Consider the following 26,781-nt stretch of genomic DNA (forward strand, 5'->3'; position numbering starts at 1 on the left):
AAACGCATTCCTGAGAGGACAAATAATGAGCAACATTCTGATTATCAACGGGGCGAAAAAATTTGCGCACTCCAATGGTCAGTTGAACGACACCCTGACCGAAGTGGCGGATGGCCTTCTGCGCGACCTCGGGCATGATGTCAAAATCGTCCGCGCTGAAAGTGATTACGATGTCAAAGCCGAAGTACAGCACTTCGTCTGGGCTGACGTGGTTATCTGGCAGATGCCCGGCTGGTGGATGGGCGCACCGTGGACCGTGAAAAAATACATGGATGACGTCTTTACCGAAGGCCACGGTACGCTGTACGCCAGCGATGGCCGCACCCGTTCGGACGCGTCAAAAAAATACGGCTCCGGCGGTCTGATTCAGGGGAAAAAATACATGCTCTCTCTGACCTGGAACGCACCGATGGGGGCCTTCACCGACAACGATCAGTTCTTCCACGGCGTTGGCGTGGATGGCGTATACCTGCCGTTCCACAAGGCCAATCAGTTCCTCGGAATGGAAGCGCTGCCAACCTTTATCACCAATGACGTCATCAAAATGCCGGATGTTCCGCGTTATATCGCAGAATATCGCAAGCATCTGAGCGAGATTTTTGGTTAACTAGTAGCCTGGAATTAGAAGGAGTTAACCATGCTTACTGTCATTGCTGAAATCCGTACCCGTCCAGGTCAACATCACCGTCAGGCGGTACTGGATCAGTTTGCCAAAATCATTCCGACCGTGCTGAAAGAAGAGGGTTGCCACGGCTACGCGCCGATGGTCGATCATGCTGCGGGCGTGGCCTTTCAGACGACCGCACCTGACTCAATCGTGATGGTTGAACAGTGGGAAAGCGTTGCGCATCTCGAAGCGCATTTGCAAACCCCGCATATGAAAGCCTACGCCGAAGCCGTTAAAGGCGACGTGCTGGAAACAAGTATCCGTATTCTGGAGTCAGGCGTTTAAGTTTTGCGCTAAATGCCGGATGGCGCTTCGCTTATCCGGCCTACAGCACGACACTAACGCCGGATGGCGCTCCGCTTATCCGGCCTACAGCGCATTCCCCGAATGTAGGCCCGGTAAACGCAGTGCCACCGGGCAATTCCAGGCAATTCCGGGCAATATGGTTACCAGTACAGCTTCCAGCACTGGGTAAACCGCGTTAACGCTTCCACGTAGAAATAATCCCCCCAGCTAGCACACTCATCGACCCCTTTGTTGCTCGAAAGGTGGTACACCGAATGTTTCAACAGCCCGTTCCCCTTCTCATTTTTCGCCATCAGATAGCGCTTCGTTAGCGATGACATGATTCCCATCGCCCACTGCTGATAACGCTCACGATCCGGATCGGTCACGGGCAGGTGTTTGATCAACTCCAGCAGGCCACACACGGCAATCGCCGCCGACGAGGCGTCACGCAGCGCGTCTGTCCCCACCAGCGCCAGATCCCAATGGCAGACCGCGTCTTCCGGCAGGCGATTAAGGAAATAGTTCGCCAGCTTTTTCGACAGCGCCACCATCTCTTTGTCGCCCGTATAGATATAGCTCAGCAGGAAGCCATAAATCCCCCACGCCTGACCGCGCGACCAACATGAATCATCCGCATAACCCTGCTGGGTGTTGCCGTAACGCGGCGCGCCGGTTTTCACATCCATGTAGTAAGTATGGAAAGTGGATGCATCTTCACGAATCAGGTATTTCGCGGCCTGCGCCACATGGGCTTTTGCCGCCTCGGCAAAACGCGGATCGCCCGTCTGCTCGCTCGCCCAGTACAGCAGCGGCAGGTTCATGTTGCAGTCGATGATCATCCGCCCGGCCTGTTCGGGATCGTTAAGATCGCCCCACGCCTGGATAATCTGCGCCTTTTCATGGAAACGCTCCAGTAGCGCTTCTGCCGCCATCAGCGAAAAACCACGCGCATCGCGGTTGCCCGTCAGTCGCCAGGCTGCGACGCAGGACAGGGTATAAAGGAACCCCAGATCGTGGGTGTTGGTGTCGTGGCGTCCGGCAATACGCAGGCCAAAAGAACGCACATGTTTTTCCGCCAGTTCACGATATTTCGCCTCGCCGCTCATCTCCCACGCCAGCCACAGTTGCCCGGTCCAGAAGCTGGTGGTCCACTCAACGTTGTCAGTTAACGGGTAATAACCGTTAACGCAGGTTTCGGCAGGAAATTTTTCACCGAATTCCGTTAAATGACGGCTAATCAGCTCGAGGACGTGTTCACGCGCGCCGATCATTTCATCCTGAAAAGTTCCGGCGTCAACCGGGCTGCCAGGAAATGCGCGCAACGTTTCCTCAACGATATGATTTAACATATTTCGGTTCCTTCTAAATTAAACCCAATGAAATTTAATGCGCCGTATTATTTTCGGCGATCTCAATAGCAGTACGATGGCGGGATTTACTCTGACATGCCGATAAGGTAAATGCCGAAATAAGCGTAAAGGTCAGCGCAATCATCCCCATGATGATATACGTTTTCTCAAAACCAATTCGGTCATACATTAATCCGGCAGGTGAAGAGATCACCACATTGCCGACATACAGCATCGCCTGATAGCCCAATAAATACATGGTCGCATTGACGCGTTTATCAAAGTGTTCAGCAATGTATTTAAAGACCGAAACCAACAGCAGACAGATTTCCAGACCATACAGCGGCTTCAGTACGGAGATGAGCAGGTGTGAATCACACAGCCCGGAAATAATCAGACGCGCGCCAACCAGCGCCCCCACAATCAACAAACCGCGTTTAGCGCCGATCGCGTTAACAAATAATGGAACCACCATATACATGACAAATTCCATTCCCGACTGCACGGTTCCCAGATAGCCAAACACCGCGTTGCCTTCATGAACGTCAGAGAAGAAGGTGACAAAGTAGCGGGAGAACTGCTGCTCTGCGATAAACATCATCCACGCCACGCCGGCGACATACAGACAGAACGCCCAGAACTTACGGCTGCGCAACAGAGCGTAGACATCCGCCGGGACGATTTTCTCTTTTGTCAGCACGTCCGCTGCGTTTGCCGCATTCACATTCACTTTCAGACTCAGCAGTACCACCAGCATCACCACCGACGCCACGCTGCCCATAATGAAGTTATACGCCGGAGAGAGGTTAAACAGCAGGCCGGAAAACGACGACGCCACCGCCCACCCCAGCGAGCCCCACATGCGTATTTGGCCAAACTCCATGCCGTTAAGACGGCTGAAGCGGTCAGAGTAGGATTCACAAGCCGCCACGCCAGCATACCAGGCAAAGCTCAGGTAAATCGCGCCGATAACAATGCCCAGCATGGTGTTTGAAAGTAATAATGGCTGATAAACATAAATAAAGAATGGCGCCATTAGTGCCGATATCATCACAACAAAATAGAGCAGGTATTTGCTCATGCCGATTTTATCGAGAATGTAGCCATAAATGGGCTTCAGAATGACCGCAAAAATACCGTTTACCGCAAACACCGTACCAATAACCGTGCCGCTTAGCTGTGCTTTCTGCCCCAGCCAGATGGCCAGTAAACCAATACTGGCAGACCAGGTAAAGAAATAGAGGAATATAAAGCTACTGATTTTATAATATTCAGTTCTGTTATTTGTTGAACAATTTTTCATACCATCCTCGCCAACGTGTAGGGGCCAGAGTTTTATAAAAAGAACGATAACTGGCGTGCGCTTTCTGGTTCGCGAATAACCACCTGGTTATCGTTTATTTGCAGTTGCGGAATTGCCGTATATTTTTTCTGTTGCCCGGAAGCAGAAACCGCGCAACACAGCCAGCTTTCGCCCTGTGCAATTTCTGCGGTAAGCAGTGGAATCGCGGCGCATTGTGCAAACATAATGCTGCTGTTCGGCGGCGTAATAATGCTGTCCGGTTGGCGGGCCAGCGCGGGCGACAGATCGACGATCGTGCTGCATCCGTTTTCCGCCGCCAGGTAGCATCCGCGCTCACTGAGCTGATGCGCCGTTTTCATCACCGCAAAGCCGCCCTCCACGGTTTGCAACGTTCGCGCGCTGTGGATGCGGTGCAGGCGGAGATGCCACTCGCCGAAGGGCGCCAGCCAGGTCTCGACAGTGACGTCATGCCACGGAGACCAGCGGGAAAAAATAAAATTCTCATCGACCCGCACTTCGTCGCAGCGACGGCGGCCACGGAAATAGTTGTCGCCATCCGCCAGCAGCAGCATGGAGTCGCACGACGCATGTTTAAGGCCATAGCGTCCGCGTTCAATGGTGAAACCAAAACGGCTGGAGTAGGCAAACTTCGTGTATTTCGCTTCAGTGTTAACGTAGTTATTCAGTTCAAGCTGGCCCGAAGTCAGCATCGTGACATGGTCTGAATTCTCACTGTGCTGCAAAATTTGTGCGGCATGGGGAATAACGTGTTTTTCTGCGCATTGCGGCAGCGGGAGTTCTTCGGCCTGCCAGAAGGCGTGATCGTCCGGCAAGGCGAGGATCAAAAAAACCTTCAGCGCCCAGTAAGGGGAGCCCGGCGAGTTGTAATCTTCACACATCGCCAGATTCGGATAAGCAAACCCCAGCGTCAGAATGCCGTCACGATCGACGATCGGCTGCTGCTGCCACCAGCGCAGATGCCGCAGGATCACCCCTTTAATCACGCCCGGCGAGAAGACATCCAGCTCAGCAAACGCCGCCGCGCTCCAGAACGCGACCATCGCAAAGCGATAGGTCAGACTGCGGCCAAACGGTACGGATGCGCCATCTGCTGCCGACATGTAGATAAAATCAGCGGCAAACAGGCGAGCGCGTTCGCGCAGGGTGGCGACACGGGCAGCATCTTCCGGGTTCAGCGTGGCGTACAGCAGCCCGTAAAAATGGAAAGCCATCGAGATGTAGTAATCTTTTGGGCGACCGGGGCCATCGGCATACCAGCCGTCACCCAGGTAGTACGCTTCCATCATCGTAAAACGGCGGTCGATCGCCGCCTGATCGAACGGCAGCCCGGCACGTTTGAAACCCAACTGGACGATAATCGCAAAGTAGTTCCAGTTGCTGTCCGGCATTTGCGCGTCGGTGATCTGGTTTAGCCAGCGATGAAGATTCGCCAGTTCCGTTTCGCTGAACTTGTCGGTTAAACGCGTTTGCAGCAACGCCAGGCCGAGGCCATAGGCGGCCATCTCAACCAGGCGCTGATCGTAAGGGTCGGTATCGCCCCAGTAGTGCGGACTGAGTGGATTGGTGCCGAGTTTAATCGCCTGAATATACTTATCAGCAAACGGCACCTCAGCGCCGCCAGCCATCAGAGGAAACAGACCCCATAACGCTCTGGAGAGCCCTTCCATGCAGGCGATATCCACACTGTAGTGCGCGCAGGTGTCACCCAGTGAAAACTGCGCCGCCCCTGCGGGAAACTGTTTATCCAGCGCGCTCAGCATCGTTGTGACGGCGCTGATTACGTCTTCACGGAATGACAATGGATTTGATTTTTCTTCAGTTGCCGACCACATACTCTGCCCCTCTGAATTAAGTGGCTAAAGGATAGTGAATCGCCGACAAGCGGAAATGTTATCTCAATCACACCAATAGAATTAAAATAAAACAGTGATTGAAAAAATTTAAAAACAAGGTTTATAAACCAGAATTCAGCGGCAAAAATTTAAATCTATTGCACTATGAATGCACCCTCATCTCAGGAACATCTGGAACTGATCGCGCTCAATGACGCCATTGCGTCATTTAGTCGATTATTTGCTAACTCGGTTCGCTATCACCACTGGCATCAGTGTCTGGAGGTGCTGTATGTGGAGGAAGGATTTGGCGTGGTGATCGTCGATCACCAGCAATACACCATGCGACCAGGTCGATTGTTCTTTTTCCCGCCCTTTACCCTGCATAAAATCATGGTGGATGAGCAGGCGCAAGACCACTACCGCCGAACCATTATTCACCTCGATCAGCATGCGGTACTGAAAGTGCTGCGCGATTTTCCGCTTAATCAACAGCGTCTGCAAAGTCTGACCGTACGTGGCGGCGAGGCCAGAGTATTCGATGTGGCGGATATTCACCCGCACGTTGATTTTCTCTTCAGCCGTTACGAGAAAATGGCAGCGCTCAAGCCGCTTAACGCCGAACAGATTTCCTGCCTGTTATTGAGTTTATTTAGCCTGTTGCCCGAAGATAACGTCAATATGACGGAGATTGGCACCGGAATAGCAAGCCAGGTGATGTTCTGGCTGGATGAAAATTACACCCGTAAATTCAGCCTCAGCAAGCTGGCAGAAGAGTCAGGAAAATCAAAAAGCTACATTTCCCGGCGCTTTCATTTTGAAACCGGTGAAAGCATCCTCAATTATCTCAATACCCTTCGGTTACGCAAAGCCTGCGAAGCGTTGTTACACAGCGAGGAGAGTGTGCGGGAGATTGCCCGACAGGTGGGGTTTTCAGACGTGACGTACTTTATTAGTGCCTTTGGCAAAGGGATTGGCGAAACGCCGTTACAGTATCGCAAGCGGCATAGACAGTAACGCCGGATGACGCTTCGCTTATCCGGCCTACGGGCACAATGCGAGCGTAGGCCGGATAAGGCATTCAATGGTCGATTACGCGTCGAGATCCGCCATATCGCCTTTTTCCTGCAACCAGTTGCGGCGGTCTTCGGAGCGTTTCTTCGCCAGCAGCATATCCATCATGGCGTTGGTACGCTGATCGTCTTCGTCGCTGATAGTGAGCTGCACCAGGCGACGGGTGTTCGGATCGAGCGTGGTTTCGCGCAGTTGCATCGGGTTCATTTCACCCAGACCTTTAAAGCGCTGCACGTTCGGCTTGCCTTTCTTACGCTTCAACTGTTCCAGCACGCCCGCTTTCTCTTCTTCCGTCAGCGCATAGTAAACCTCTTTGCCGAGATCGATACGGTACAACGGTGGCAGCGCAACGTAGACGTGCCCGTGCTTCACCAGCGTGCGAAAGTGCTTCACAAACAGGGCGCAGAGCAGCGTGGCGATGTGCAGACCATCGGAGTCCGCATCCGCCAGGATACAGATCTTGCCGTAACGCAGCTGGCTCAGATCGTCGCTGTCTGGATCGATGCCGATCGCCACAGAAATATCGTGTACTTCCTGCGATGCCAGCACTTCATCGGAAGAGACCTCCCAGGTGTTGAGGATCTTACCTTTCAGCGGCATGATCGCCTGATATTCACGATCGCGCGCCTGCTTGGCGGAACCGCCCGCCGAGTCCCCTTCCACGAGGAACAGTTCGGTACGATTGAGATCCTGCGCGGTACAGTCCGCCAGTTTACCCGGCAGCGCCGGGCCGCTGGTCAGCTTTTTGCGCACCACTTTCTTCGCCGCGCGCAGTCGACGCTGGGCGCTGGAAATGGCCATCTCCGCCAGCAGCTCCGCAGACTGAACGTTCTGATTCAGCCACAGGCTGAAGGCGTCTTTCACCACGCCCGACACAAACGCCGCACACTGGCGCGAAGAGAGACGCTCTTTGGTCTGCCCGGCGAACTGCGGGTCCTGCATCTTCACCGAGAGCACGTAAGCGCAGCGATCCCAGATATCTTCCGCAGACAGCTTCACGCCGCGCGGCAGAATATTGCGGTATTCGCAGAATTCACGCATCGCGTCCAGCAGACCCTGGCGCAGCCCGTTTACATGGGTACCGCCCTGCATCGTCGGAATCAGGTTAACGTAGCTTTCGGTCAGCAGCTCGCCGCCTTCCGGCAGCCACAGCAGCGCCCAGTCTACGGCTTCCGTATCACCGGCAAAATTACCGATAAACGGTTTTTCAGGAAGGGTCGGCAGGCCGTTAACCGCTTCGCCCAGATAGTCGTTCAGGCCATCCTGATAGCACCAGCGCTGCTCGCTATTGTTGACCTCATCTTTAAAGGTGATTTCAACGCCAGGGCACAGCACCGCTTTCGCTTTCAGGATATGGGTTAAGCGAGAGACGGAAAAACGCGGGCTGTCGAAAAAAGTTTCATCCGGCCAGAAGTGAACGCTGGTGCCGGTATTACGTTTACCGCATGTCCCGACAACCTGAAGATCCTGCACTTTCTCGCCGTTTTCAAAGGCGATGCTATAGACCTGAGCATCACGACGCACGGTGACTTCCACGCGTTTTGACAAGGCGTTGACGACGGAAATCCCCACCCCGTGCAGACCGCCGGAGAACTGGTAGTTCTTGTTGGAGAACTTACCGCCCGCATGCAGTCGGCAGAGGATCAGTTCAACCGCCGGAACGCCCTCTTCCGGGTGGATATCCACCGGCATCCCACGGCCATCATCAATCACTTCCAGTGACTGATCGGCATGTAAAATCACATCCACGCGTTTTGCGTGACCCGCCAGTGCTTCATCCACACTGTTATCAATCACTTCCTGCCCAAGATGGTTCGGGCGGGTTGTATCGGTGTACATCCCCGGGCGGCGGCGTACCGGCTCTAGCCCAGTGAGTACCTCAATGGCATCAGCGTTATAAGTTTGCGTCATGATTTAAATTAGCAATTCGAATTGATTGTCAGAAACTGTGCAGTCCAAGGAAATCGACAATCTGGTTGAAATAATCTTCGAAGCCCGTGAATGCATGGTTTCCGCCCTCGATAACGGTCTGGCGGCAGGAGGCGTAATACGCCACCGCCTGGCGGTAGTCCAACACTTCATCCCCCGTCTGTTGCAGCAACCAGATCAAATCCGGCGCTTCCAGCGGGTCAATCTGCATGACTTTAAGATCGTAAATATGGCGAGACTCTAGCACATATTGCTGCCCGGTGTAGGGGTTCTCGTTCTGACCGAGGTAGTCGGTCAGCAGTTCAAACGGCCGCACCGCCGGGTTCACCACCACCGCAGGCAACATAAAACACTGCGACAGCCAGGTGGTGTAATAGCCGCCCAGCGACGATCCAACGACGCCGAGCGGCGCTCCACCGTGTTCAAGCACGATAGATTCCAGCAACTCTGCCGCATCAGCAGGATACGGCGGCAGTTGCGGCACGATCATCTCAACATGAGGGTGGCGCTCCGCCAGCCAGCTTTTAAGCTGACATGCCTTTGCCGAACGCGGAGAGCTATTAAACCCATGCAGATAAAGAAGCGTAGACATCAGTATCCTTCCGAAGCGGTATCGGGTCGGAATTGAGTCCCCGGCAGACGATGCACTTGCGTTTCCAGAGAACCCTCGGCGTACAGTTCCAGCGTCCGCCAGCCTGGCCCTATCGTGTCCAGCGTGAAGTTCGCGCAGTGTGGCTTGAACTGGACGCAGGTGGACGGCGTCGCCAGCAGGCGGCGGCCATTCCAGTCAAGATCCAGCTCCTGATGAATATGACCGCACAGCAGGTATTTGACGCGTGGATAGTTCGCCAGCACGCTGTCCAGTTCGGCCGCGTTACGCAGGCTGTGCTGATCCAGCCAGCTGCATCCCGAAGGCAATGGATGGTGATGCAGAAGCAGCAAGGTGTGGCGCTCCGGCGCATCGGCAAGTTTACGCTCCAGCCATTCAAGCTGAAAGTCGCTCAATTCACCATGCGGTACGCCAAAAACCTGGCTATCCAGCAGCAAGATTTGCCATTGATCGCCGATAAACACGCGTTTGGCCGGGGAGATCCCCGCTTCCTGCAACGCGCTGTACATCGCGGGCTGAAAGTCATGGTTACCCGGCAACCAAACGCAAGGCGCGCGAAAGCTTGCGATACCTTCAGCAAAGTGCTGATAGGCCGCAGCCGTTTGATCCTGCGCTAAATCACCTGTCGCCACGATCAGATCGTATTCGTGCTGCCCGGCATGAATCGCATCCAGCACCGCCTGGTAACTTTCCCAGGTATTCACGCCCAGCAGCGTTTCATGTTTTTCGGCAAACAGGTGAGTATCGGTAATTTGTAAGATCCTGACTCTGGCCTCACCAGCCAGAGGAAGGGTTAACAGGCTTTCCAAATGGTGTCCTTAGGTTTCACGACGCTAATAAACCGGAATCGCCATCGCTCCATGTGCTAAACAGTAACGCAGCCAGTCGGCCAGAAACTGATTAATTTGATGCTTTTCGTCGCGTTGATGCAACTTTTTATTTGGATAATCATACCGCGCTTTGAAGCGAAAGATCTGCTGACTTGAACACACTTCGGCCACCATCGCGTCATGGTACAGGCGCACCGTAAGTGACGGCAGGCTCCAGTACGTAATGGCTGGCGCCGTCTGCTCGATCGCAACAAGCGTAGTGTATCGGGTCGATTCAACGATCGTTAACCGATATTGCGCGTTGGCCACCTGATAGCTTACTGTTTCGCCGGGTGCGTCATTGCGCGGCAACAGGCGGCGCAATTGCGAAAAATTAGTTTCGCACAGGCGCATCATTTCAGGGAAGTCAGGTGTGTAACGCTTCATTTTTTCCACTCGTGTTTTAACTCTTGATAGTGCAGTTGCAGCCATTGCAAAGCGATGACAGAAGCCGCGTTGTCGATTTTCCCCTCTTCTACCCACTGGTAAGCCTGCTCCCGACTTACCACATGAACACGAATATCTTCGTTTTCATCGGCCAGACCATGAATCCCGTTCGCGGTCGTGGCATCCACTTCACCCACTAAAATAGAAAGACGCTCGCTGGTGCCGCCGGGGCTTGCCAGGTAACTCATGACTGGTTTCGTCCGTTTGACCTCAAGTCCGGCCTCTTCCATTGCTTCGCGACGAGCGACCTCCTCAACGGTTTCGCCCTCTTCGATCATCCCGGCGACCATTTCCAGCAACCACGGCGTTTCGCTGGTGTCATACGCCGCGATACGAATCTGTTCGACCAGTACAATTTCGTCGCGCTCAGGGTCAAAGGGTAGCAACACTGCGGCGTGGCCGCGCTCAAAAATTTCGCGTTTCACTTCACCGCTCATTTCACCGTTGAACAGGCGGTGGCGGAAACGATAGAGATCCAGTGAAAAAAAACCGCGATATAGCGTTTCTCGTGCAATAATTTCTACATCGTTTTTGGAGAAAGTCATTGGCGAGTTGTCTGGTTTATGCATTGTGCTGTCCTGGTACCAATAGTGATTAAAATGTGAATTTCAAGGGCGTTTGACTGCCGTTTCAGCGACCTTGTGATAAATTGGTGCAAATTAACGCCGGATGGCACGTAACGCCAACTTTTTGCAGTGGCGGATTCTGCTAGAATCAGCAATTATTTTTACAATTTGATCAGCGCTAAATACTGCTTCACAACAAGGAATGCAAATGAAGAAATTGCTCCCCATCCTTATCGGCCTGAGCCTGACGGGGTTCAGCACACTGAGCCAGGCAGAGAACCTGATGCAAGTTTATCAGCAAGCACGCCTGAGCAACCCGGAATTGCGTAAATCCGCCGCCGATCGCGATGCTGCATTCGAAAAAATTAACGAAGCGCGTAGTCCTTTACTGCCGCAACTGGGTTTAGGTGCCGATTACACCTACAGCAACGGCTATCGTGATGCGAATGGCATCAACTCCAACGCCACCAGCGCCTCTCTGCAATTAACCCAGACCCTTTTTGATATGTCAAAATGGCGCGCGCTGACGTTGCAGGAAAAATCCGCAGGTATCCAGGACGTCACGTTCCAGACCGATCAGCAAACGCTGATCCTCAATACGGCGAGCGCCTACTTTAAAGTCCTGAACGCCATTGACGTTCTCTCTTATACGCAGGCGCAGAAAGAAGCCGTTTATCGTCAGTTAGATCAAACCACCCAGCGTTTTAACGTCGGCCTGGTCGCTATCACTGACGTGCAAAACGCCCGTGCACAATACGATACCGTGCTGGCGAACGAAGTCACCGCCCGCAACAATCTGGATAACGCCGTAGAAGAATTGCGCCAGGTCACTGGTAACTACTACCCGGAACTGGCTTCGCTGAATGTCACGAACTTTAAAACCGATAAGCCGCAGGCCGTTAACGCTCTGCTGAAAGAGGCCGAAAACCGTAACCTGACGCTGTTGCAGGCGCGTCTGAGCCAGGATCTGGCGCGCGAGCAAATCCGCCAGGCGCAGGACGGTCATCTGCCAACGCTGGATTTAACCGCTTCTACCGGCGTGTCTGACACCTCTTATAGCGGCTCTAAAACCCATAACAGCACGCAGTATGACGACAGCAATATGGGCCAGAACAAAATCGGTCTGAGCTTCTCGCTGCCGCTGTATCAGGGTGGGATGGTCAACTCTCAGGTGAAACAGGCGCAGTACAACTTTGTTGGCGCGAGCGAACAGCTGGAAAGCGCGCACCGCAGCGTCGTGCAGACTGTGCGCTCTTCCTTCAACAACATTAATGCTTCTATCAGCAGCATTAACGCTTACAAACAGGCCGTTGTTTCCGCGCAAAGCTCTTTGGATGCAAACGAAGCCGGTTATTCCGTGGGTACGCGTACCATTGTTGACGTGCTGGATGCCACCACCGCGCTGTATGAAGCGAAGCAACAACTGGCGAATGCGCGTTATAACTATCTGATTAACCAGCTGAACATCAAGAATGCTCTCGGTACGTTGAACGAGCAGGATCTGGTGGCGCTGAACAATGCGCTGGGTAAACCGATCTCGACATCCCCGGACAACGTCGCGCCGGAAACCCCGCAACAGGATGCAGCAGCGGATGGCTATAATGCCAGTACGGTTCAGCCTGCTTCAGCACGTTCCACCAGCAGCAACGGTAACAACCCGTTCCGTAACTGATGAATTGCCCGATGGCGCTTCGCTTATTGAGCCTACCTGATCGCAGGCAGGGTAAGCGTCGCGCCACCGGGCGCTAAACCTTGTCTGAACGTAAGGCAACGTAAAGATCCCGCCATTCTGCCGCATTCTCGCCTCTTCTCGCTTCAATTTCGACCAGCCATCCACTATCCTGAGCATTATTTATTGTGTTTACCACTGGGTCCTGGAAGACAAAAATGAAACGGACAAAATCTATACATCACGCCTCGTTCCGCAAAAGCTGGAGCGCACGTCATCTTACTCCGGTTGCTCTGGCGGTTACCGCTGTCTTTATGCTGGCCGGTTGTGAAAAAAGCGACGAAACGGTTTCGCTGTATCAAAACGCCGACGACTGCTCGGCAGCGAACCCGGGCAAAAACGCTGAATGTACGACCGCATTCAACAATGCCCTGAAAGAAGCGGAACGTACCGCGCCGAAATACGCGACGCGTGAAGACTGCGTGGCTGAATTCGGCGAAGGCCAGTGCCAGCAGGCGCCGGCTCAGGCTGGCATGGCGCCGGAAAATCAGGCGCAGGCGCAATCCAGCGGCAGCTTCTGGATGCCGCTGATGGCGGGCTACATGATGGGCCGAATGATGGGCGGCGGCGCGGGCTTTGCTCAGCAACCACTGTTCAGTTCAAAAAACCCGGCCAGCCCGGCCTACGGTAAATACACCGACGCCAGCGGCAAGAACTACGGCGCCGCACAGCCTGGCCGTACCATGACTGTACCGAAAACCGCGATGGCGCCGAAACCCGCTACAACCACAACCGTTACCCGTGGTGGTTTTGGCGAGTCAGTGGCAAAACAAAGCACAATGCAGCGTAGCGCCACCGGCACCTCGAATCGTTCGATGGGCGGCTAAGACGCATGGAAAGAATCAGTATTACTGAGCGCCCGGACTGGCGCGAGAAAGCCACCGAATACGGTTTTAATTTTCACACGATGTACGGGGAACCGTACTGGTGTGAAGACGCGTACTACAAGCTGACGCTCGACCAGGTTGAGAAGCTGGAAGACGTCACCGCTGAACTGCACCAGATGTGCCTTAAGGTCGTGGAGAAAGTGATCGCCAGCGACGAGCTGATGACGAAATTTCGCATTCCTAAGCATACCTGGGGCTTTGTACGTCAGTCCTGGCAAACGCAGCAGCCGTCACTCTATTCCCGCCTCGATCTGGCGTGGGATGGCACGGGTGAGCCTAAACTTTTAGAAAATAATGCCGATACGCCGACCTCACTGTATGAGGCCGCGTTTTTCCAGTGGATCTGGCTGGAAGACCAGCTCAATGCGGGCAACCTGCCGGAAGGCAGCGATCAGTTTAACAGCCTGCAAGAAAAGCTGATCGAACGCTTCGCCGAGCTACATGAGCAGTATGGCTTCCAACTGCTGCACCTCACCTGCTGTCGCGACACCGTGGAAGATCGCGGGACGATCCAGTATCTACAGGACTGCGCCGCCGAAGCTGAAATCGCCACCGAGTTCCTCTACATTGAAGATATCGGCCTGGGTGAAAAAGGTCAGTTTTCGGACTTGCAGGATCAGGTGATTGCCAACCTGTTTAAGCTCTATCCGTGGGAATTTATGCTGCGTGAAATGTTCTCCACCAAGCTGGAAGATGCTGGCGTTCGCTGGCTGGAACCGGCCTGGAAGAGCATTATCTCCAATAAAGCGCTGCTCCCAATGTTATGGGAAATGTTCCCGGATCACCCTAACCTGCTGCCGGCTTATTTTGCGGAAGATGACTATCCGCAAATGGAAAAATTCGTCGTCAAACCGATCTTCTCGCGTGAAGGCGCTAACGTCTCCATCATTGAAAACGGGAAAACGATCGAAGCGGTGGAAGGCCCTTACGGCGAAGAAGGCATGATTGTGCAGCAGTTCTGCCCGCTGCCGAAGTTTGGCGACAGCTATATGCTGATTGGCAGCTGGTTGATCAACGATCAACCAGCCGGGATCGGTATTCGCGAAGACAGAGCGTTGATCACCCAGGATCTGTCCCGCTTCTACCCGCATATCTTTGTCGAATAGTCTCTTGTGCCGGGTGGCGGCTCCGCCTTACCCGGCCTACAATTCGTGCCGTAGGCCCGACAAGCGTAGCGCCATCGGGCATTAATCATCCCACCTGTACCGACAGCATACTCAGGCTGCCCATCTCGATGCCGTCAACCGGGATCGTCACCGGCTCTTTGCCATCCCATGCGCCTAACACATACAGCAGCGGCAGATAGTGATCCGGCGTTGGGTTCGACAGCGATCCTCCTTCATGATCGAGGTAATTAACCAGCGGATGCTGTTCTACCGGCCCCTGCCATGTCAGATTCGCTTTCACATACTCATTGAATGACGTTGCCCACGGGTAGGGCGTATTCTCGCCATGCCAGCGCGCCGTGCGCAGGTTATGCACCACGTTGCCACTGGCGACCAGCATAATGCCTTCGTCCCGCAACGCCGCCAGTTTGCGCCCTGTTTCAAAATGCCAGGCCGCCGGTTTGGTGCTGTCGATGCTCAACTGCACCATCGGGATATCCGCATTCGGGTACATCTTGATCAACACGCCCCAGGAGCCGTGATCAAAGCCCCACGCCTCTTTATCCAGCGCGACCGGCGTCGGCGACAGCAACTCAACCAGATGTTGCGCCAGTTCCGGCGAACCGGGCGCAGGATAGTGCGTGTCATACAATGCCTGAGGAAAGCCGCCAAAATCATGGATCGTCTTTGGCGCTTCCATCGCCGTCACGCCCGTCCCTCGCGTGAACCAGTGCGCCGAGACAACGACAATCGCTTTTGGACGCGGCAATGTATCCCCCAGATGCCGCCAGGCGCGGGTATACACATTATCTTCCAGAACGTTCATCGGGCTACCGTGACCTAAAAACAATGCTGGCATACGTGTTGAAGACATGATGATATCCTTACTGAGGGAGTCATTTTGATATCATCACAATACGCTTTTTCGATGGATGAAGAACTCAGATAACCATGATGAAGATCATCAGTTATTTTGAAGGTCAGGTTCGGACAGTTGAATCATAAGGAGTTGTCGATGTCAGTACCTTTAATTCTGACCTTACTGGCGGGCGCTGCCACCTTTATTGGCGCGTTTCTTGGCGTGCTGGGGCAAAAACCGTCCAACCGCGTGCTGGCGTTTTCACTGGGATTCGCCGCAGGCATTATGCTGTTGATCTCGCTGATGGAGATGCTGCCAGCCGCGCTGGCGGCGGATGGCATGTCTCCGGTGCTGGGTTACGGCATGTTTATTATCGGCTTGCTGGGTTATTTCGGTCTCGACAGGCTGCTTCCCCACGCCCATCCACAAGATTTAGTGCAAAAAACCGCGCGTCCTCTCTCCGGCTCGATAAAACGCACCGCCATCCTGCTGACGCTGGGCATCAGCCTGCACAACTTCCCGGAAGGTATCGCCACCTTCGTCACCGCCAGCAGCAACCTCGAATTGGGTTTTGGCATTGCCCTGGCGGTCGCCTTGCACAATATTCCTGAAGGATTAGCGGTCGCCGGGCCAGTCTACGCCGCAACCGGTTCAAAACGGACAGCAATTTTCTGGGCCGGTATCTCCGGGATGGCGGAAATTCTTGGCGGTGTAATGGCGTGGCTTATTCTGGGCAGCCTGATCTCACCGGTCGTTATGGCGTCCATCATGGCCGCCGTCGCGGGAATTATGGTGGCATTATCCGTTGATGAGCTGATGCCGCTGGCAAAAGAGATCGACCCTAATAATAATCCCAGCTACGGCGTACTGTGTGGAATGTCGGTGATGGGGTTGAGTCTTGTCGTGCTTCAGGCGATGGGAATCGGATAACAGAGGCAGCAGGAAGCGCTTATTCCTGCTCTTTGGTCATAACGCGTTCTTCATCATCGCGACGAAGTAATTTATTGCGGATTTCCAGCAGCGCATCTCTGTCCTGCCGAAACGCCTTACAATAGCGTTTCATATGGCAAAAATACCCTACGATCACCAGAAAAATTAAGACGAGCCAATACCAGGCGATAAACATCCTTTTACCCTTAAAATCTAATATTACCAAACAATTAGCGTTAAAACCTTTTCTACCTATATTGAGGTAGCCCTATATACTGGCACAGTATGAAATCGAGAATATGATTTTGATCATAGAGAAAAAGGTTGGGCTTTTATTAACAGATGGGATGTTTAAAAAAGCAAAATATAAGGGATAAACGGCGGGATTAATGACCTCTGTAAACACAAAAAACCGAAGCCTGCGAATCGGCTTCGGTTTTTATTATCATCTCATCGCCTGATGGCGCTTCGCTTATCAGGCCTACAGAATTAGCTGGCTTTACGCTCGTGCGCCTGGCGGTAAGCCACCAGATCTTCGATCGTCACTACTGCCATGTTGTGTTTACCGGCAAACGCGATGCATTCCGGCGCGCGCGCCATTGTGCCATCGTCATTCGTCAGCTCGCACAGTACGCCAGCAGGTTTGAACCCGGCCAGCGTCACCAGATCGATGGTGGCTTCAGTATGACCGCCACGGGTCAGAACGCCGCCCGGCTGCGCGCGCAGCGGGAAAACGTGACCTGGACGGTGCAGATCGGCAGGTTTCGCGCCATCGGCAATGGCTGCGCGAACGGTCGTTACGCGGTCTGCGGCAGAAACGCCGGTAGTCACGCCTTTTGCGGCTTCAATGGTCACGGTAAAACCGGTGCCGTAGGCGCTGGTATTGTTCTCCACCATCATCGGCAGATCGAGCTGCTTGCGACGATCTTCAGTGATGCACAGACAAACAATGCCGCTGCCGTGGCGAATGGTCAGCGCCATCTGCTCAACGGTCATGGTTTCGGCCGGGAAAATCATATCGCCTTCGTTTTCGCGATCTTCATCATCAAGCACCATCACACCGCGTCCTTCACGCAGCGCGGATAGCGCATGTTCCACACGTTCAAAAGGCGTACCAAAAGAGGAAAGTAGCGTCTGATTCATGGTAAAAAAACCTCATTAAAATTATGGTTACCAGAATCAGGGCAGTCTTAGGAGTACCGACAAGCGGCAAAAAAATAACGTGAGCGGGCCCATGCCCGACTAGATCGTTACTCTCTCCCATCCGGACTTTAACCGTCGGCCCCGGAATTACACCGGATCTGCTGACCTTCAGATTTGCACCTGAAGCGCTCGCGGGCTTTCAACCTGTCCTTCATCTTTCACGCCGCTGCTGCATTGCCGCAACGCGAAATCTTTTGGACATACGCTGATTTACCGCCGGTGGGGAATTTCGCCCCGCCCTGAGAATAAGCGAGTTAACTATAACGCTATTGATTACCTTCATCAACGCCTTTACTCCGCTAAGCGACACACAATTCTGGTTTATGACGCCTGCATATCGCACTACAATGTGTTCTGACACTTACCAGTTCAGGGAAACCACAATGATTGACCCGAAAAAAATTGAGCAACTCGCTCGTCAGGTTCACGAGTCGATGCCGAAAGGGGTTCGGGAGTTCGGGGAAGATATCGAGAAGAAAATCCGTCAGACGCTGCAATCGCAGCTGACGCGTCTCGATCTGGTGAGCCGTGAAGAGTTTGACGTGCAGACTCAGGTCTTACTGCGCACCCGCGAAAAGCTGGCGCTGCTGGAGCAACGCCTCAGCGAGCTGGAAGCGCGTGAGAAACCTGTAGATGTTAAACCTGCGCCCGCCATCCCGCCTGTCGATCCGCAAGAGTAAAAACCACAACGGGCCGTAAGGCCCGTTGATATTTTCAGTGTTCGAGTTCTAGCTTCTTAGCCTGTGTCGCCTGTTGGCAGTAAAGCGCATAGCGTTTGCAAAACCAGCTGCGGTGCGCCTCATCCATATTTCCGGTAACGGCCTGGATATCAACAGGATGGCCCTCAGCCTGCATCCTGGCGAAACTGCGCGCCAGAAAATCAAAATTGTTTAACGAATATACGTTCTTGTCGTTCATCAGCATACCCTCCAGTTATCAAATATCTGTTAAGGCCATATGCTTTTTCTAATTTCAGTATTCTCTTATATGTGTTGAACGGTTGTGCAAAAAGTGCGCATATCAGTTGCCTGACATCACACTTTGGAAACAAGCCAGATGCCCGATGGCGCTGTGCGTATCGGGCCGTCTGTTCAGCGGTTATTTATCGCTGTCTTTCTGGATTTTCTTGATGATATTGGTGGTCGAACAACCGTCTTCGAAGTTAAGCACCAGCACTTCGCCGCCGTTGGCCCAGACTTCTTCGCTACCGGCAATCTCTTCTGGCTTATAGTCACCGCCTTTCACCAGCAGATCCGGCAGCACGCCAGCAATCAGCCGCTGCGGGGTGTCCTCGTCGAAAGAAACCACCCAGTCAACGGACTCCAGCGCACCCAGCACGATCATTCGCTGTTCCAGCGGATTCACAGGGCGAGTTTCGCCTTTCAGACGTTTGGTGGAGGCATCGCTGTTCACCGCGACGATCAGGCGATCGCCCAGCTTGCGGGCGTTCGCCAGGTAAGACACATGTCCGGCATGCAGAATGTCAAAAACGCCGTTGGTCATGACCACTTTCTCGCCGCGTTTACGCGCGCTGGCCACGGCCTGTTTCAGTTCGGCTTCCGTCATCACGCCGAAGCCGGTATCCGCACGACCGCGCACCGCATTTTCCAGTTCGATTGGCGAAACGGTTGATGTTCCCAGTTTACCGACGACAACGCCTGCTGCCGCGTTCGCGAAATAGCAGGCCTCTTCCAGGGAGTTCCCCGCCGCTAATGTGGCCGCCAGTACGCCGATCACCGTATCCCCGGCACCGGTAACGTCATACACTTCCTGCGCCTGGGTCGGCATATGCAGCGGCGCTTTACCCGGTTGCAGCAGCGTCATTCCCTGCTCGGAACGGGTCACCAGCAGCGCAGAAAATTCGAAATCGGCAATCAGCTTCATGCCGCGTTCGACAATCTCTTCTTCACTTTTACATTTACCCGCCACCGCTTCGAACTCAGACAGGTTCGGCGTCAACAGCGTGGCGCCGCGATAACGTTCGAAATCGGTGCCTTTCGGGTCGATCAGCACCGGGACGCCCGCTTTACGCGCAAGCTGAATCATCTGCTGAACGCTGGCCAACGCGCCTTTGGCGTAATCAGACAACACCAGCGCGCCAATTGAGCCCAGCGCCTGGTTAATACGCTCGTGCAATGGCAGCGGATCGACGCCTTCAAAGCCTTCTTCAAAATCCAGGCGAATCAGCTGCTGGTTACGGGAAAGTACACGCAGTTTGGTAATCGTCGGATGCGTAGGCACAGAAACGAAGTCGCATTTTACGTTCACATCCGCCAGCGTTTTGCTCAGCGCGCGCGCCGCATCGTCAATACCGGTCAGACCCACCAGACGCGAATTTGCGCCCAGAGAAGCGATGTTCATCGCCACGTTCGCCGCGCCGCCCGGACGTTCTTCAATGGTGTCCACTTTGACAACGGGCACCGGCGCTTCGGGGGAAATACGGCTGGTCGGCCCGTACCAGTAGCGATCCAGCATCACATCACCAACAACCATGACTCCTGCACGTTCAAACTCTGGCAGCGTTACTTTCATTCCTGTCTCCTGAGAGATTCTCTGAGGGTCTTAAAATTTGCGCGCGATAATAGCACACTTCACCCGGCAACCAGCCACTTCTGCCAGCTTGCCCGTACCAGCGCGCGTTCCTTGCTGAAGCACTCTTGCGCCACATGCCCCGGAAGCTCCTGTAGCGCAAGGTGATGAAGCTCATCGCGCAGCGTGGTATAGGCCTGCGTCAGCGCCTGCGCTTCTTGTTCATCCATAATGTCGTTTTGCGCCAGCAGTTCCAGAATGCGCACGTTATCGGACCAGCGCGTCAGCTTCGGCTTTTCATGCGCATAGCGCAGCACCAGATATTGGGTAATAAACTCAATATCGGTGATCCCGCCTTCATCGGCTTTGATATCAAAACGATCGCGATGCTTGTTGCCCAGATGCGCGCGCATTTTCTCGCGCATTTCGCGCACCTCGGTCTGCAACGTTTTGCCTTCGCGGGCGAGGGTCATGATATCGCGACGCACGGCGTCAAACTGCGAGGTCAGTTGCGGGTCGCCATAAACCACACGGGCGCGCACCAGCGCCTGATGCTCCCATGTCCAGGCTTCGTTTTTCTGATAATCGGCAAAGGCTTCCGCCGACGTGACCAGCATTCCCGCCGCGCCGGACGGGCGCAGCCGCGCGTCCACTTCATACAAGATACCGGAAGAGGTGCGAGTGCTGAACAGGTGCATAATGCGCTGCGCCAGGCGTAAGTAGAACTGGCGGCCGTCGATTTCACGCTCGCCGTCGGTCATCACATCCATTGGGCAATCGTGCAAAAAGATCAGATCAAGATCGGAGCTGTAGCCCAGCTCCCAGCCGCCCAGCTTGCCATAACCCACCACCGCAAACCCGCGTCCGGTGCGCTCAGCAAGGTGCGTCGGCTGCCCATAGCGCGCCACCATTTGCCCCCACGCCTGCTGGACAACGGCGTCGATAATGGCCTCAGCCAGCCAGGTCAGATGATCGCTGACCTTCATCACCGGCAGCGTACCGGCGATATCCGCCGCCGCAATGCGCAACAGTTGCGTTTGTTTAAACTGGCGCAGCGCTTCCAGCTGCTGCTCTTCGTCATCTTCCGGCACACGCAGCAAATACTGGCGTAACTCATCGCGATAAGCGTCGGTCGCCGTTGGCTGATACAGCGTATTCGGATCCAGTAGTTCATCGAGCAACAGTGGATAACGCGCCAGCTGGCTCGCCACCATCGGCGAAGCGGCGCACAGCGAAATCAGGTGCTTCAGCGCACCGGGAAATTCGCTCAGTAATTCAAGGTAGGTGGTACGCGTAACGATCCCCACCAGCAGAGGCGTAATACGCGACAGCGGCACAGAGGCATCTTCGCGCGAGCACACGTCGCTAAGCAGATGCGGCATCAGATGGTCGAGCACCTGCCGCCCGCGCGGGCCAATGGTGCGCTTATCCAGCTCTTTACGGAAGTCGGCGATTAACGCCAGCACGCGTCCGCGATCGTCGTCGGACAGATGCGCCAGCACCGGCGTGGTATCATCTTCCTGTAGCGCATCCTGCCACAGCTCGCGCCAGTGTTCCGACAGCGTATCTTCCTGAGTATCGGTTTCGTCATCGCCAATCAGTTCGTTAAATACCCGACGCACGTTAGCCATGTGCGCCGCCAGAATGTCGGTGAGCTGCGACCAGTCATCCGTGCGCATTCCCCAGGCCAGGCGCGCCCGGTTCAGTTCATCGCCCGGCAGCGTCTGGGTCTGCTCATCATTGATGCTTTGCAGCAGGTTTTCCAGACGGCGCAGGAAGAGATAGGCCGCGCGTAACTGTCCGGCGTCATTTTCTGGCAACAGGTGCAGCGCATCAATCGCGCTCAGCGTCGGCAGCAACGAGCGCGATTGCAGCGAGGGTTCCCGTCCGCCGCGAATCAACTGGAACACCTGCACGATAAACTCAATTTCACGAATACCGCCGGCGCCAAGCTTAATATTGTCTTTCAGACCGCGACGACGCACTTCACGGGCAATCATCCCTTTCATATTACGCAGGGACTGGATCACGCTGAAATCGATATAGCGGCGGAACACGAAAGGTCGCAACATGGCGCGTAGTTCATCGACATACGCACTGTCGGCAGCGCCCATAATGCGCGCTTTGACCATCGCATAACGCTCCCAGTCGCGCCCTTGTTCCTGGTAATAATCTTCCAGCGCGGCAAAACTCAGCACCAGCGGGCCACTGTCGCCAAACGGGCGCAAGCGCATATCCACCCGGTACACAAAGCCGTCCATCGTCGGCTGGTCCAGCACTTTGATCAAACGCTGCCCCATGCGGGTAAAGAACTGCGCGTTATCCAGCTCGCGCCGACCTCCCCGGGTGGAACCGTGCTCCGGCCAGGCGAAGATCAGATCGATATCCGAGGAGAAATTCAGCTCGCCGCCGCCCAGTTTTCCCATCCCCAGAATCAGCAACGGTTGAGGTACGCCATCATGGTTGCAGGGCGTACCCCATTCGCGACAGCAGGCGTCATACAACCAGTCGCGCGCGGCGACGATCAACGTTTCCGCCAGTTGGCTTAGCTGTTGCAGAATGTTTTCTTCTTCCACCAGCGACAGCGCCTGCGCCCAGGCGATACGTACCATGATGCGGCGACGGAATACGCGAAGCTCACGCATCAGCGCCGCTTCATCAGTCACCTGCGCCAACGCGTCCTGTAGCCACGCGGCATAATGCCGCCACTCATCGGCCTGCGGCGGCGCGCTTTCCAGCTCAGTCAGCCATTCGGGATGCGCAATCACGCTGTCCTGCACAAAGTCACTAAATGTAAGTACTGACTTCGCCTGAACGCTAAGCGTGGCTTCAGCCAGGATTTCTGGTAACCGCTCAACCACGGTCTGCCAGTGCTGCTGTAACGGTGAAGAAAGCGGCTTCATTTAAGGTGTGTCCTCAGATGGCTAACTAATCCCGATGAGTGTTGCCGGATGGCGGCGCAACGCCTTATCCGACCTACAAAACCTGTGCGTCGTAGGCCTGATAAGATGCGCAGCATCGCCATCAGGCGTTACTGGTTATCGTTTTCCGCTATGCAGCCAGAACGGCTCCTGGAAGATCGCCTCATTGCGGAAGTGTTCAACTTCAATGCGCTGCCCTGTCACAATCGCGTGGCGCAGGCCCTGCCAGTTCTCCAGCCAGGCCTGTACCGCATTCGCGTCGTAATAACCTGCCAGCAGCAAAATGCTGTCAATATCGCGGGTCAGGCGCGGAAGCTGATCGCGATACCGATCGCCCAACGGCTGCCCGAAAGTCGCTTTCAGCTCCGCCGCGTGGCGCGACAGGTGAATATCGGCAAAGCGTTTGAAAGAATCGGCCATTTTCGCCTGCGCTTTGGCGTCGAGGAACGGTTGCCAGGCTTTGGTGACCAGCCATTCGGTCAGCGCCAGTTTAGCCATCGCTGTTTGCGTGCTATAGATAGCCGTAATGGCTGAAACCTCAGAGACAAGGGTCGCTTCCGACTGCGTCAGCAAATCGCGTAAGTGAGCGCTTGCTTTACGCGGTACAATGCCGCCAAACAGCATCAGCGCATGGCGAACCAGCCCCATCGCCGCCAGTACATCCGCTTTGGCGGCGTCATTTCCACGCACCCACAGCTCTTCATGGTACTGCCATTGCGACAATGCCAGCTCCAGCGCCGCTTCCAGCCCCTGCTCAATGCTGGCTTTGGCTGGCGCTTTCAGCACCGCAGTAGGTCTGATCTCACGCGGAGCATTCCCCTGCGCCAGATGATATCCCCGTGCGGCTTTGCTCAGGCTGCCCTGACGCAGACCCGCTTGCGACACCAGTTGGTTTGCCAGTTTCAACACCGCACGGGTCTCGCCGCTTAACAGTTCCAGCTCCAGCTCGCAAATTGGCTCGGCACATTCTCCGGCCTTCACTTCGCCAAGATCGAGCGCGATTTCAATACGGCTGCCGTCAACGTCCACCAGCCATTTCTCACGGTAAAAATCGGTGCTGAACAGCGGCTGCACGCGTGAAGCGAGATCCGCGGGCAGCTCGCCGTTCGGCCAGACCTCCTGCGGGAGCAGTGCGAGATCCAACGTCGGCTCGCTCAGCGCAACATTGTATTCCGGCCGTTGATGCAGACCCCCCGTAACCCGACCGCCGATTTTCATAGTCATTTCATAACGACCATTCTCGCCACGGATGCGCAGACCCATATCATGGCCACGCAACCACTTGTCCGGCGTTTCGTAGTAAATGTTCTGTAACTGGCTGGGCGCATGGTGCTCGCCGCCGAGTGTTTGCAGATGGTCACGCAACGCGTCTACAGCGTCGTGATTAACGATAAACTTTAATTCGATTTCCTGAGCCATTGCCTTGTACTTATGGGTTATGTCACATATGGGAAGAATGACGGCGAACTTAACGCGTTCTTTTTTGTCAGTAGATAGTATTTTGCGCCAAATTGCCATGCAACGAGCAATTTGACGGGCGTAAAAGTTTAAAACAGTGGCAAAGATGACACAGATGATTCCGATTGATGTCGAATGCTTTGCGTAGAGACACTGATGCCACTACTATCGTTCCACTTTTTATGACAAAAACGACAGCCTGATGCCAAAATTACGCCTGATTGGATTAACTTTACTTGCACTTAGCGCCACTGCCGTCTCCCACGCAGAAGAGAAGCGCTATGTCTCTGACGAACTGAATACCTGGGTCCGCAGCGGTCCGGGAGATAATTATCGCCTCGTGGGTACGGTGAATGCCGGCGAGGAAGTGACATTATTACAGACTGACGCCAACACGAATTACGCTCAGGTGAAAGACAGTACAGGTCGTACTGCCTGGATCCCGATGAAAGAGCTGAACAGCTCGCCCAGCCTGCGTATCCGCGTACCGGATCTGGAAAATCAGGTTAAGACGCTGACCGATAAGCTGAACAATATTGATACCACCTGGAATCAGCGCACGGCCGACATGCAGCAAAAAGTGTCGCAGAGCGACAGCGTGATTAACGGGTTGAAAGAAGAAAACCAGAAGCTGAAAAACGAGCTGATCGTGGCGCAGAAGAAAGTCAGCGCCGCCAATCTGCAACTTGATGACAAGCAGCGCACCATTATTATGCAGTGGTTCATGTATGGCGGCGGCGTGCTGGGACTCGGCCTGCTGCTCGGCCTGGTTCTCCCGCACATGATCCCAAGCCGTAAACGCAAAGACCGCTGGATGAACTAAATCGCCTTCTCTGCCGCACTGACATATGATTAAGGGATGATTTTTTTCAGGAAGGGAAAGTGGCGTGAAGATTTATCTGGTCGGTGGTGCTGTTCGGGATGCGTTGTTAGGGCTACCGGTCAAAGATAAAGATTGGGTGGTGGTTGGCGCCACGCCGCAGGAGATGCTTGACGCGGGCTACCAGCAGGTAGGCCGCGATTTTCCCGTGTTTCTTCATCCGCAAACGCGTGAAGAGTATGCGCTGGCGCGCACCGAGCGTAAATCCGGTTCAGGCTATACCGGCTTTACCTGCTATGCCGCGCCGGACGTGACGCTGGAAGAAGACCTGCAACGTCGCGACCTCACCATTAATGCCCTCGCGCAGGATGACGACGGCCATATCGTCGACCCCTATCAGGGGCGTCGCGATCTGGACAATCGCCTGCTGCGCCATGTTTCCCCCGCCTTTAGCGAAGATCCGCTGCGCGTGTTGCGCGTGGCGCGTTTTGCCGCCCGCTACGCGCACCTCAGTTTCCGCATCGCTGATGAAACCCTGGCGTTGATGCGCGACATGACCGCCGCAGGCGAACTGGAACACCTCACGCCGGAGCGCGTATGGAAGGAGACCGAGAACGCCTTAACCACGCGCAATCCGCAGGTTTTCTTTCAGGTGCTGCGCGACTGCGGCGCGCTACGCGTTCTGTTCCCGGAAGTGGACGCGCTGTTTGGCGTTCCGGCTCCGGCAAAGTGGCACCCGGAAATCGATACCGGCATCCACACATTAATGACGTTATCAATGGCCGCCATGCTCAGCCCGAACGTTGATGTGCGTTTCGCCACGCTCTGTCACGACCTTGGCAAAGGCTTGACGCCCAAAGCGCTCTGGCCGCGCCATCATGGTCACGGCCCGGCAGGCGTAAAGCTGGTCGAGCAGTTATGCCAGCGTCTGCGTGTGCCGAATGAGATTCGGGATTTAGCCAAACTGGTGGCGGAATTCCACGATCTCATCCATACCTTCCCGATTTTGCAGCCGAAAACGATCGTGAAGCTGTTCGATTCGATTGACGCCTGGCGTAAGCCGCAGCGCGTAGAGCAAATCGCCCTGACCAGCGAGGCCGACGTGCGCGGTCGTACCGGTTTTGAGGCGTCTGACTATCCGCAAGGCCGCTGGCTGCGCGAAGCGTGGCTGGTCGCGCAGGCGGTGCCGACAAAAGAGGTGGTGGAGGCAGGCTTTAAAGGCGCGGAGATCCGCGAAGAACTCACCAGACGGCGAATTGCAGCGGTGGCTAACTGGAAGGAACGGCGTTGCCCGAAACCCGAGGCGTAAGCTCACCGTTTTGTTGCCGGATGGCGCTCCGCTTATCCGGCCTACAAAATCGAACCGTAGGCCGGATAAGGCGTA

25 protein-coding genes and 1 riboswitch are annotated in these 26,781 nt (G+C 54.7%); of the genes, 10 read left to right on the plus strand and 15 right to left on the minus strand.

Annotation, left to right across the window (positions count from 1 at the left end):
• Positions 1–25 precede the first annotated feature (25 nt).
• Positions 26–607, plus strand: coding sequence for an NAD(P)H-dependent oxidoreductase (locus OGV67_RS14685; RefSeq protein WP_286465687.1), 582 nt, complete (start codon positions 26–28; stop codon positions 605–607).
• 30 nt (positions 608–637) lie between these two features.
• Positions 638–952, plus strand: a complete 315-nt coding sequence (locus OGV67_RS14690; RefSeq protein ID WP_012135156.1) for a putative quinol monooxygenase — start codon at positions 638–640, stop codon at positions 950–952.
• Between the two features lie 161 nt (positions 953–1,113).
• On the opposite strand, the gene OGV67_RS14695 is transcribed toward OGV67_RS14690, so the two are convergent.
• The 3 genes from OGV67_RS14695 to OGV67_RS14705 are packed head-to-tail and all read right to left on the minus strand — an operon-like array spanning position 1,114 to position 5,460.
• On the minus strand, positions 1,114–2,304 hold the full coding sequence (locus OGV67_RS14695) for a glycoside hydrolase family 88 protein (protein ID WP_112001547.1): 1,191 nt from the start codon (positions 2,302–2,304) through the stop codon (positions 1,114–1,116).
• A gap of 34 nt (positions 2,305–2,338) precedes the next feature.
• Complete coding sequence (locus OGV67_RS14700; protein ID WP_058668117.1) at positions 2,339–3,607, minus strand: oligosaccharide MFS transporter; 1,269 nt, start codon at positions 3,605–3,607, stop codon at positions 2,339–2,341.
• A 32-nt stretch (positions 3,608–3,639) separates the two neighbouring features.
• Entirely contained in the window at positions 3,640–5,460 is a 1,821-nt protein-coding gene (locus OGV67_RS14705) for a DUF2264 domain-containing protein (protein WP_115614409.1), read from the minus strand.
• A 165-nt stretch (positions 5,461–5,625) separates the two neighbouring features.
• Here OGV67_RS14705 and OGV67_RS14710 point away from each other — a divergent pair, with 165 nt between their 5' ends.
• A complete protein-coding gene (locus OGV67_RS14710; RefSeq protein WP_115614408.1) occupies positions 5,626–6,477 on the plus strand; it encodes a helix-turn-helix transcriptional regulator in 852 nt (283 codons plus the stop codon).
• A gap of 75 nt (positions 6,478–6,552) precedes the next feature.
• Here OGV67_RS14710 and parE read toward each other — a convergent pair whose 3' ends face one another.
• Genes parE through nudF form a run of 5 tightly spaced genes read right to left on the minus strand, consistent with a single transcriptional unit; the run spans position 6,553 to position 10,958 of the window.
• Positions 6,553–8,445, minus strand: a complete 1,893-nt coding sequence (gene parE / locus OGV67_RS14715; RefSeq protein ID WP_012135161.1) for a DNA topoisomerase IV subunit B — start codon at positions 8,443–8,445, stop codon at positions 6,553–6,555.
• Between the two features lie 28 nt (positions 8,446–8,473).
• Entirely contained in the window at positions 8,474–9,055 is a 582-nt protein-coding gene (gene yqiA / locus OGV67_RS14720; protein ID WP_214143710.1) for an esterase YqiA, read from the minus strand.
• Entirely contained in the window at positions 9,055–9,882 is an 828-nt protein-coding gene (cpdA, locus tag OGV67_RS14725; protein ID WP_012135163.1) for a 3',5'-cyclic-AMP phosphodiesterase, read from the minus strand. The genes yqiA and cpdA overlap by 1 nt, the downstream gene beginning before the upstream one ends.
• Before the next feature lie 24 nt (positions 9,883–9,906).
• The gene (locus OGV67_RS14730) at positions 9,907–10,329 is read right to left on the minus strand and encodes a DUF1249 family protein (protein WP_012135164.1); all 423 of its coding nucleotides are present in this window, start codon (positions 10,327–10,329) and stop codon (positions 9,907–9,909) included.
• Positions 10,326–10,958: an ADP-ribose diphosphatase gene (gene nudF / locus OGV67_RS14735; protein WP_024130957.1), complete on the minus strand. Its 633-nt coding sequence runs from the start codon at positions 10,956–10,958 to the stop codon at positions 10,326–10,328. Before nudF ends, OGV67_RS14730 begins: the two co-directional genes overlap by 4 nt.
• 199 nt (positions 10,959–11,157) lie before the next feature.
• Between nudF and tolC the strand changes: the two genes are divergently transcribed.
• The 3 genes from tolC to OGV67_RS14750 all read left to right on the plus strand — a co-directional run bounded on the left by tolC (position 11,158) and on the right by OGV67_RS14750 (position 14,677).
• On the plus strand, positions 11,158–12,627 hold the full coding sequence (gene tolC, locus OGV67_RS14740) for an outer membrane channel protein TolC (RefSeq protein ID WP_012135166.1): 1,470 nt from the start codon (positions 11,158–11,160) through the stop codon (positions 12,625–12,627).
• A gap of 215 nt (positions 12,628–12,842) precedes the next feature.
• Positions 12,843–13,511, plus strand: coding sequence for a DUF1190 family protein (locus OGV67_RS14745; protein WP_012135168.1), 669 nt, complete (start codon positions 12,843–12,845; stop codon positions 13,509–13,511).
• A gap of 5 nt (positions 13,512–13,516) precedes the next feature.
• Positions 13,517–14,677: a glutathionylspermidine synthase family protein gene (locus OGV67_RS14750; RefSeq protein WP_115614407.1), complete on the plus strand. Its 1,161-nt coding sequence runs from the start codon at positions 13,517–13,519 to the stop codon at positions 14,675–14,677.
• Positions 14,678–14,762: 85 nt separating this feature from the next.
• Here OGV67_RS14750 and ygiD read toward each other — a convergent pair whose 3' ends face one another.
• A complete protein-coding gene (gene ygiD, locus OGV67_RS14755; RefSeq protein WP_047461156.1) occupies positions 14,763–15,551 on the minus strand; it encodes a 4,5-DOPA-extradiol-dioxygenase in 789 nt (262 codons plus the stop codon).
• A 141-nt stretch (positions 15,552–15,692) separates the two neighbouring features.
• Here ygiD and zupT point away from each other — a divergent pair, with 141 nt between their 5' ends.
• Positions 15,693–16,466 (plus strand): zinc transporter ZupT, encoded by a 774-nt coding sequence (gene zupT / locus OGV67_RS14760; protein ID WP_114848342.1) that lies wholly within the window; start codon positions 15,693–15,695, stop codon positions 16,464–16,466.
• Between the two features lie 19 nt (positions 16,467–16,485).
• On the opposite strand, the gene OGV67_RS14765 is transcribed toward zupT, so the two are convergent.
• Positions 16,486–16,662, minus strand: a complete 177-nt coding sequence (locus OGV67_RS14765) for a hypothetical protein (protein WP_012135172.1) — start codon at positions 16,660–16,662, stop codon at positions 16,486–16,488.
• Positions 16,663–16,955: 293 nt separating this feature from the next.
• Entirely contained in the window at positions 16,956–17,609 is a 654-nt protein-coding gene (gene ribB, locus OGV67_RS14770) for a 3,4-dihydroxy-2-butanone-4-phosphate synthase (protein WP_012135173.1), read from the minus strand.
• Between the two features lie 105 nt (positions 17,610–17,714).
• Positions 17,715–17,920: riboswitch (FMN riboswitch) on the minus strand.
• A 132-nt stretch (positions 17,921–18,052) separates the two neighbouring features.
• Here ribB and ubiK point away from each other — a divergent pair.
• Positions 18,053–18,349 carry a ubiquinone biosynthesis accessory factor UbiK gene (gene ubiK, locus OGV67_RS14775; RefSeq protein ID WP_024130961.1) on the plus strand — a complete coding sequence of 99 codons (297 nt, stop codon included), beginning with the start codon at positions 18,053–18,055 and terminating at the stop codon, positions 18,347–18,349.
• A 34-nt stretch (positions 18,350–18,383) separates the two neighbouring features.
• Here the strand turns inward: ubiK and glgS are convergent, their stop codons facing one another.
• From glgS to OGV67_RS14795, 4 genes are all read right to left on the minus strand, one after another.
• A complete protein-coding gene (gene glgS / locus OGV67_RS14780; protein ID WP_012135175.1) occupies positions 18,384–18,593 on the minus strand; it encodes a cell surface composition regulator GlgS in 210 nt (69 codons plus the stop codon).
• Between the two features lie 174 nt (positions 18,594–18,767).
• On the minus strand, positions 18,768–20,201 hold the full coding sequence (hldE, locus tag OGV67_RS14785; RefSeq protein ID WP_012135177.1) for a bifunctional D-glycero-beta-D-manno-heptose-7-phosphate kinase/D-glycero-beta-D-manno-heptose 1-phosphate adenylyltransferase HldE: 1,434 nt from the start codon (positions 20,199–20,201) through the stop codon (positions 18,768–18,770).
• A gap of 59 nt (positions 20,202–20,260) precedes the next feature.
• Positions 20,261–23,101, minus strand: coding sequence for a bifunctional [glutamate--ammonia ligase]-adenylyl-L-tyrosine phosphorylase/[glutamate--ammonia-ligase] adenylyltransferase (glnE, locus tag OGV67_RS14790; protein ID WP_114848343.1), 2,841 nt, complete (start codon positions 23,099–23,101; stop codon positions 20,261–20,263).
• Between the two features lie 135 nt (positions 23,102–23,236).
• The gene (locus OGV67_RS14795) at positions 23,237–24,538 is read right to left on the minus strand and encodes a CYTH domain-containing protein (RefSeq protein ID WP_115614405.1); all 1,302 of its coding nucleotides are present in this window, start codon (positions 24,536–24,538) and stop codon (positions 23,237–23,239) included.
• A gap of 241 nt (positions 24,539–24,779) precedes the next feature.
• Here OGV67_RS14795 and OGV67_RS14800 point away from each other — a divergent pair, with 241 nt between their 5' ends.
• The gene (locus OGV67_RS14800; RefSeq protein ID WP_012135182.1) at positions 24,780–25,400 is read left to right on the plus strand and encodes a TIGR04211 family SH3 domain-containing protein; all 621 of its coding nucleotides are present in this window, start codon (positions 24,780–24,782) and stop codon (positions 25,398–25,400) included.
• Positions 25,401–25,464: 64 nt separating this feature from the next.
• A complete protein-coding gene (locus OGV67_RS14805) occupies positions 25,465–26,706 on the plus strand; it encodes a multifunctional CCA addition/repair protein (RefSeq protein ID WP_012135183.1) in 1,242 nt (413 codons plus the stop codon).
• Positions 26,707–26,781: the final 75 nt, after the last annotated feature.

Source organism: Citrobacter sp. CK188, from assembly GCF_030333525.1.
Taxonomy (GTDB): domain Bacteria; phylum Pseudomonadota; class Gammaproteobacteria; order Enterobacterales; family Enterobacteriaceae; genus Citrobacter_B; species Citrobacter_B koseri.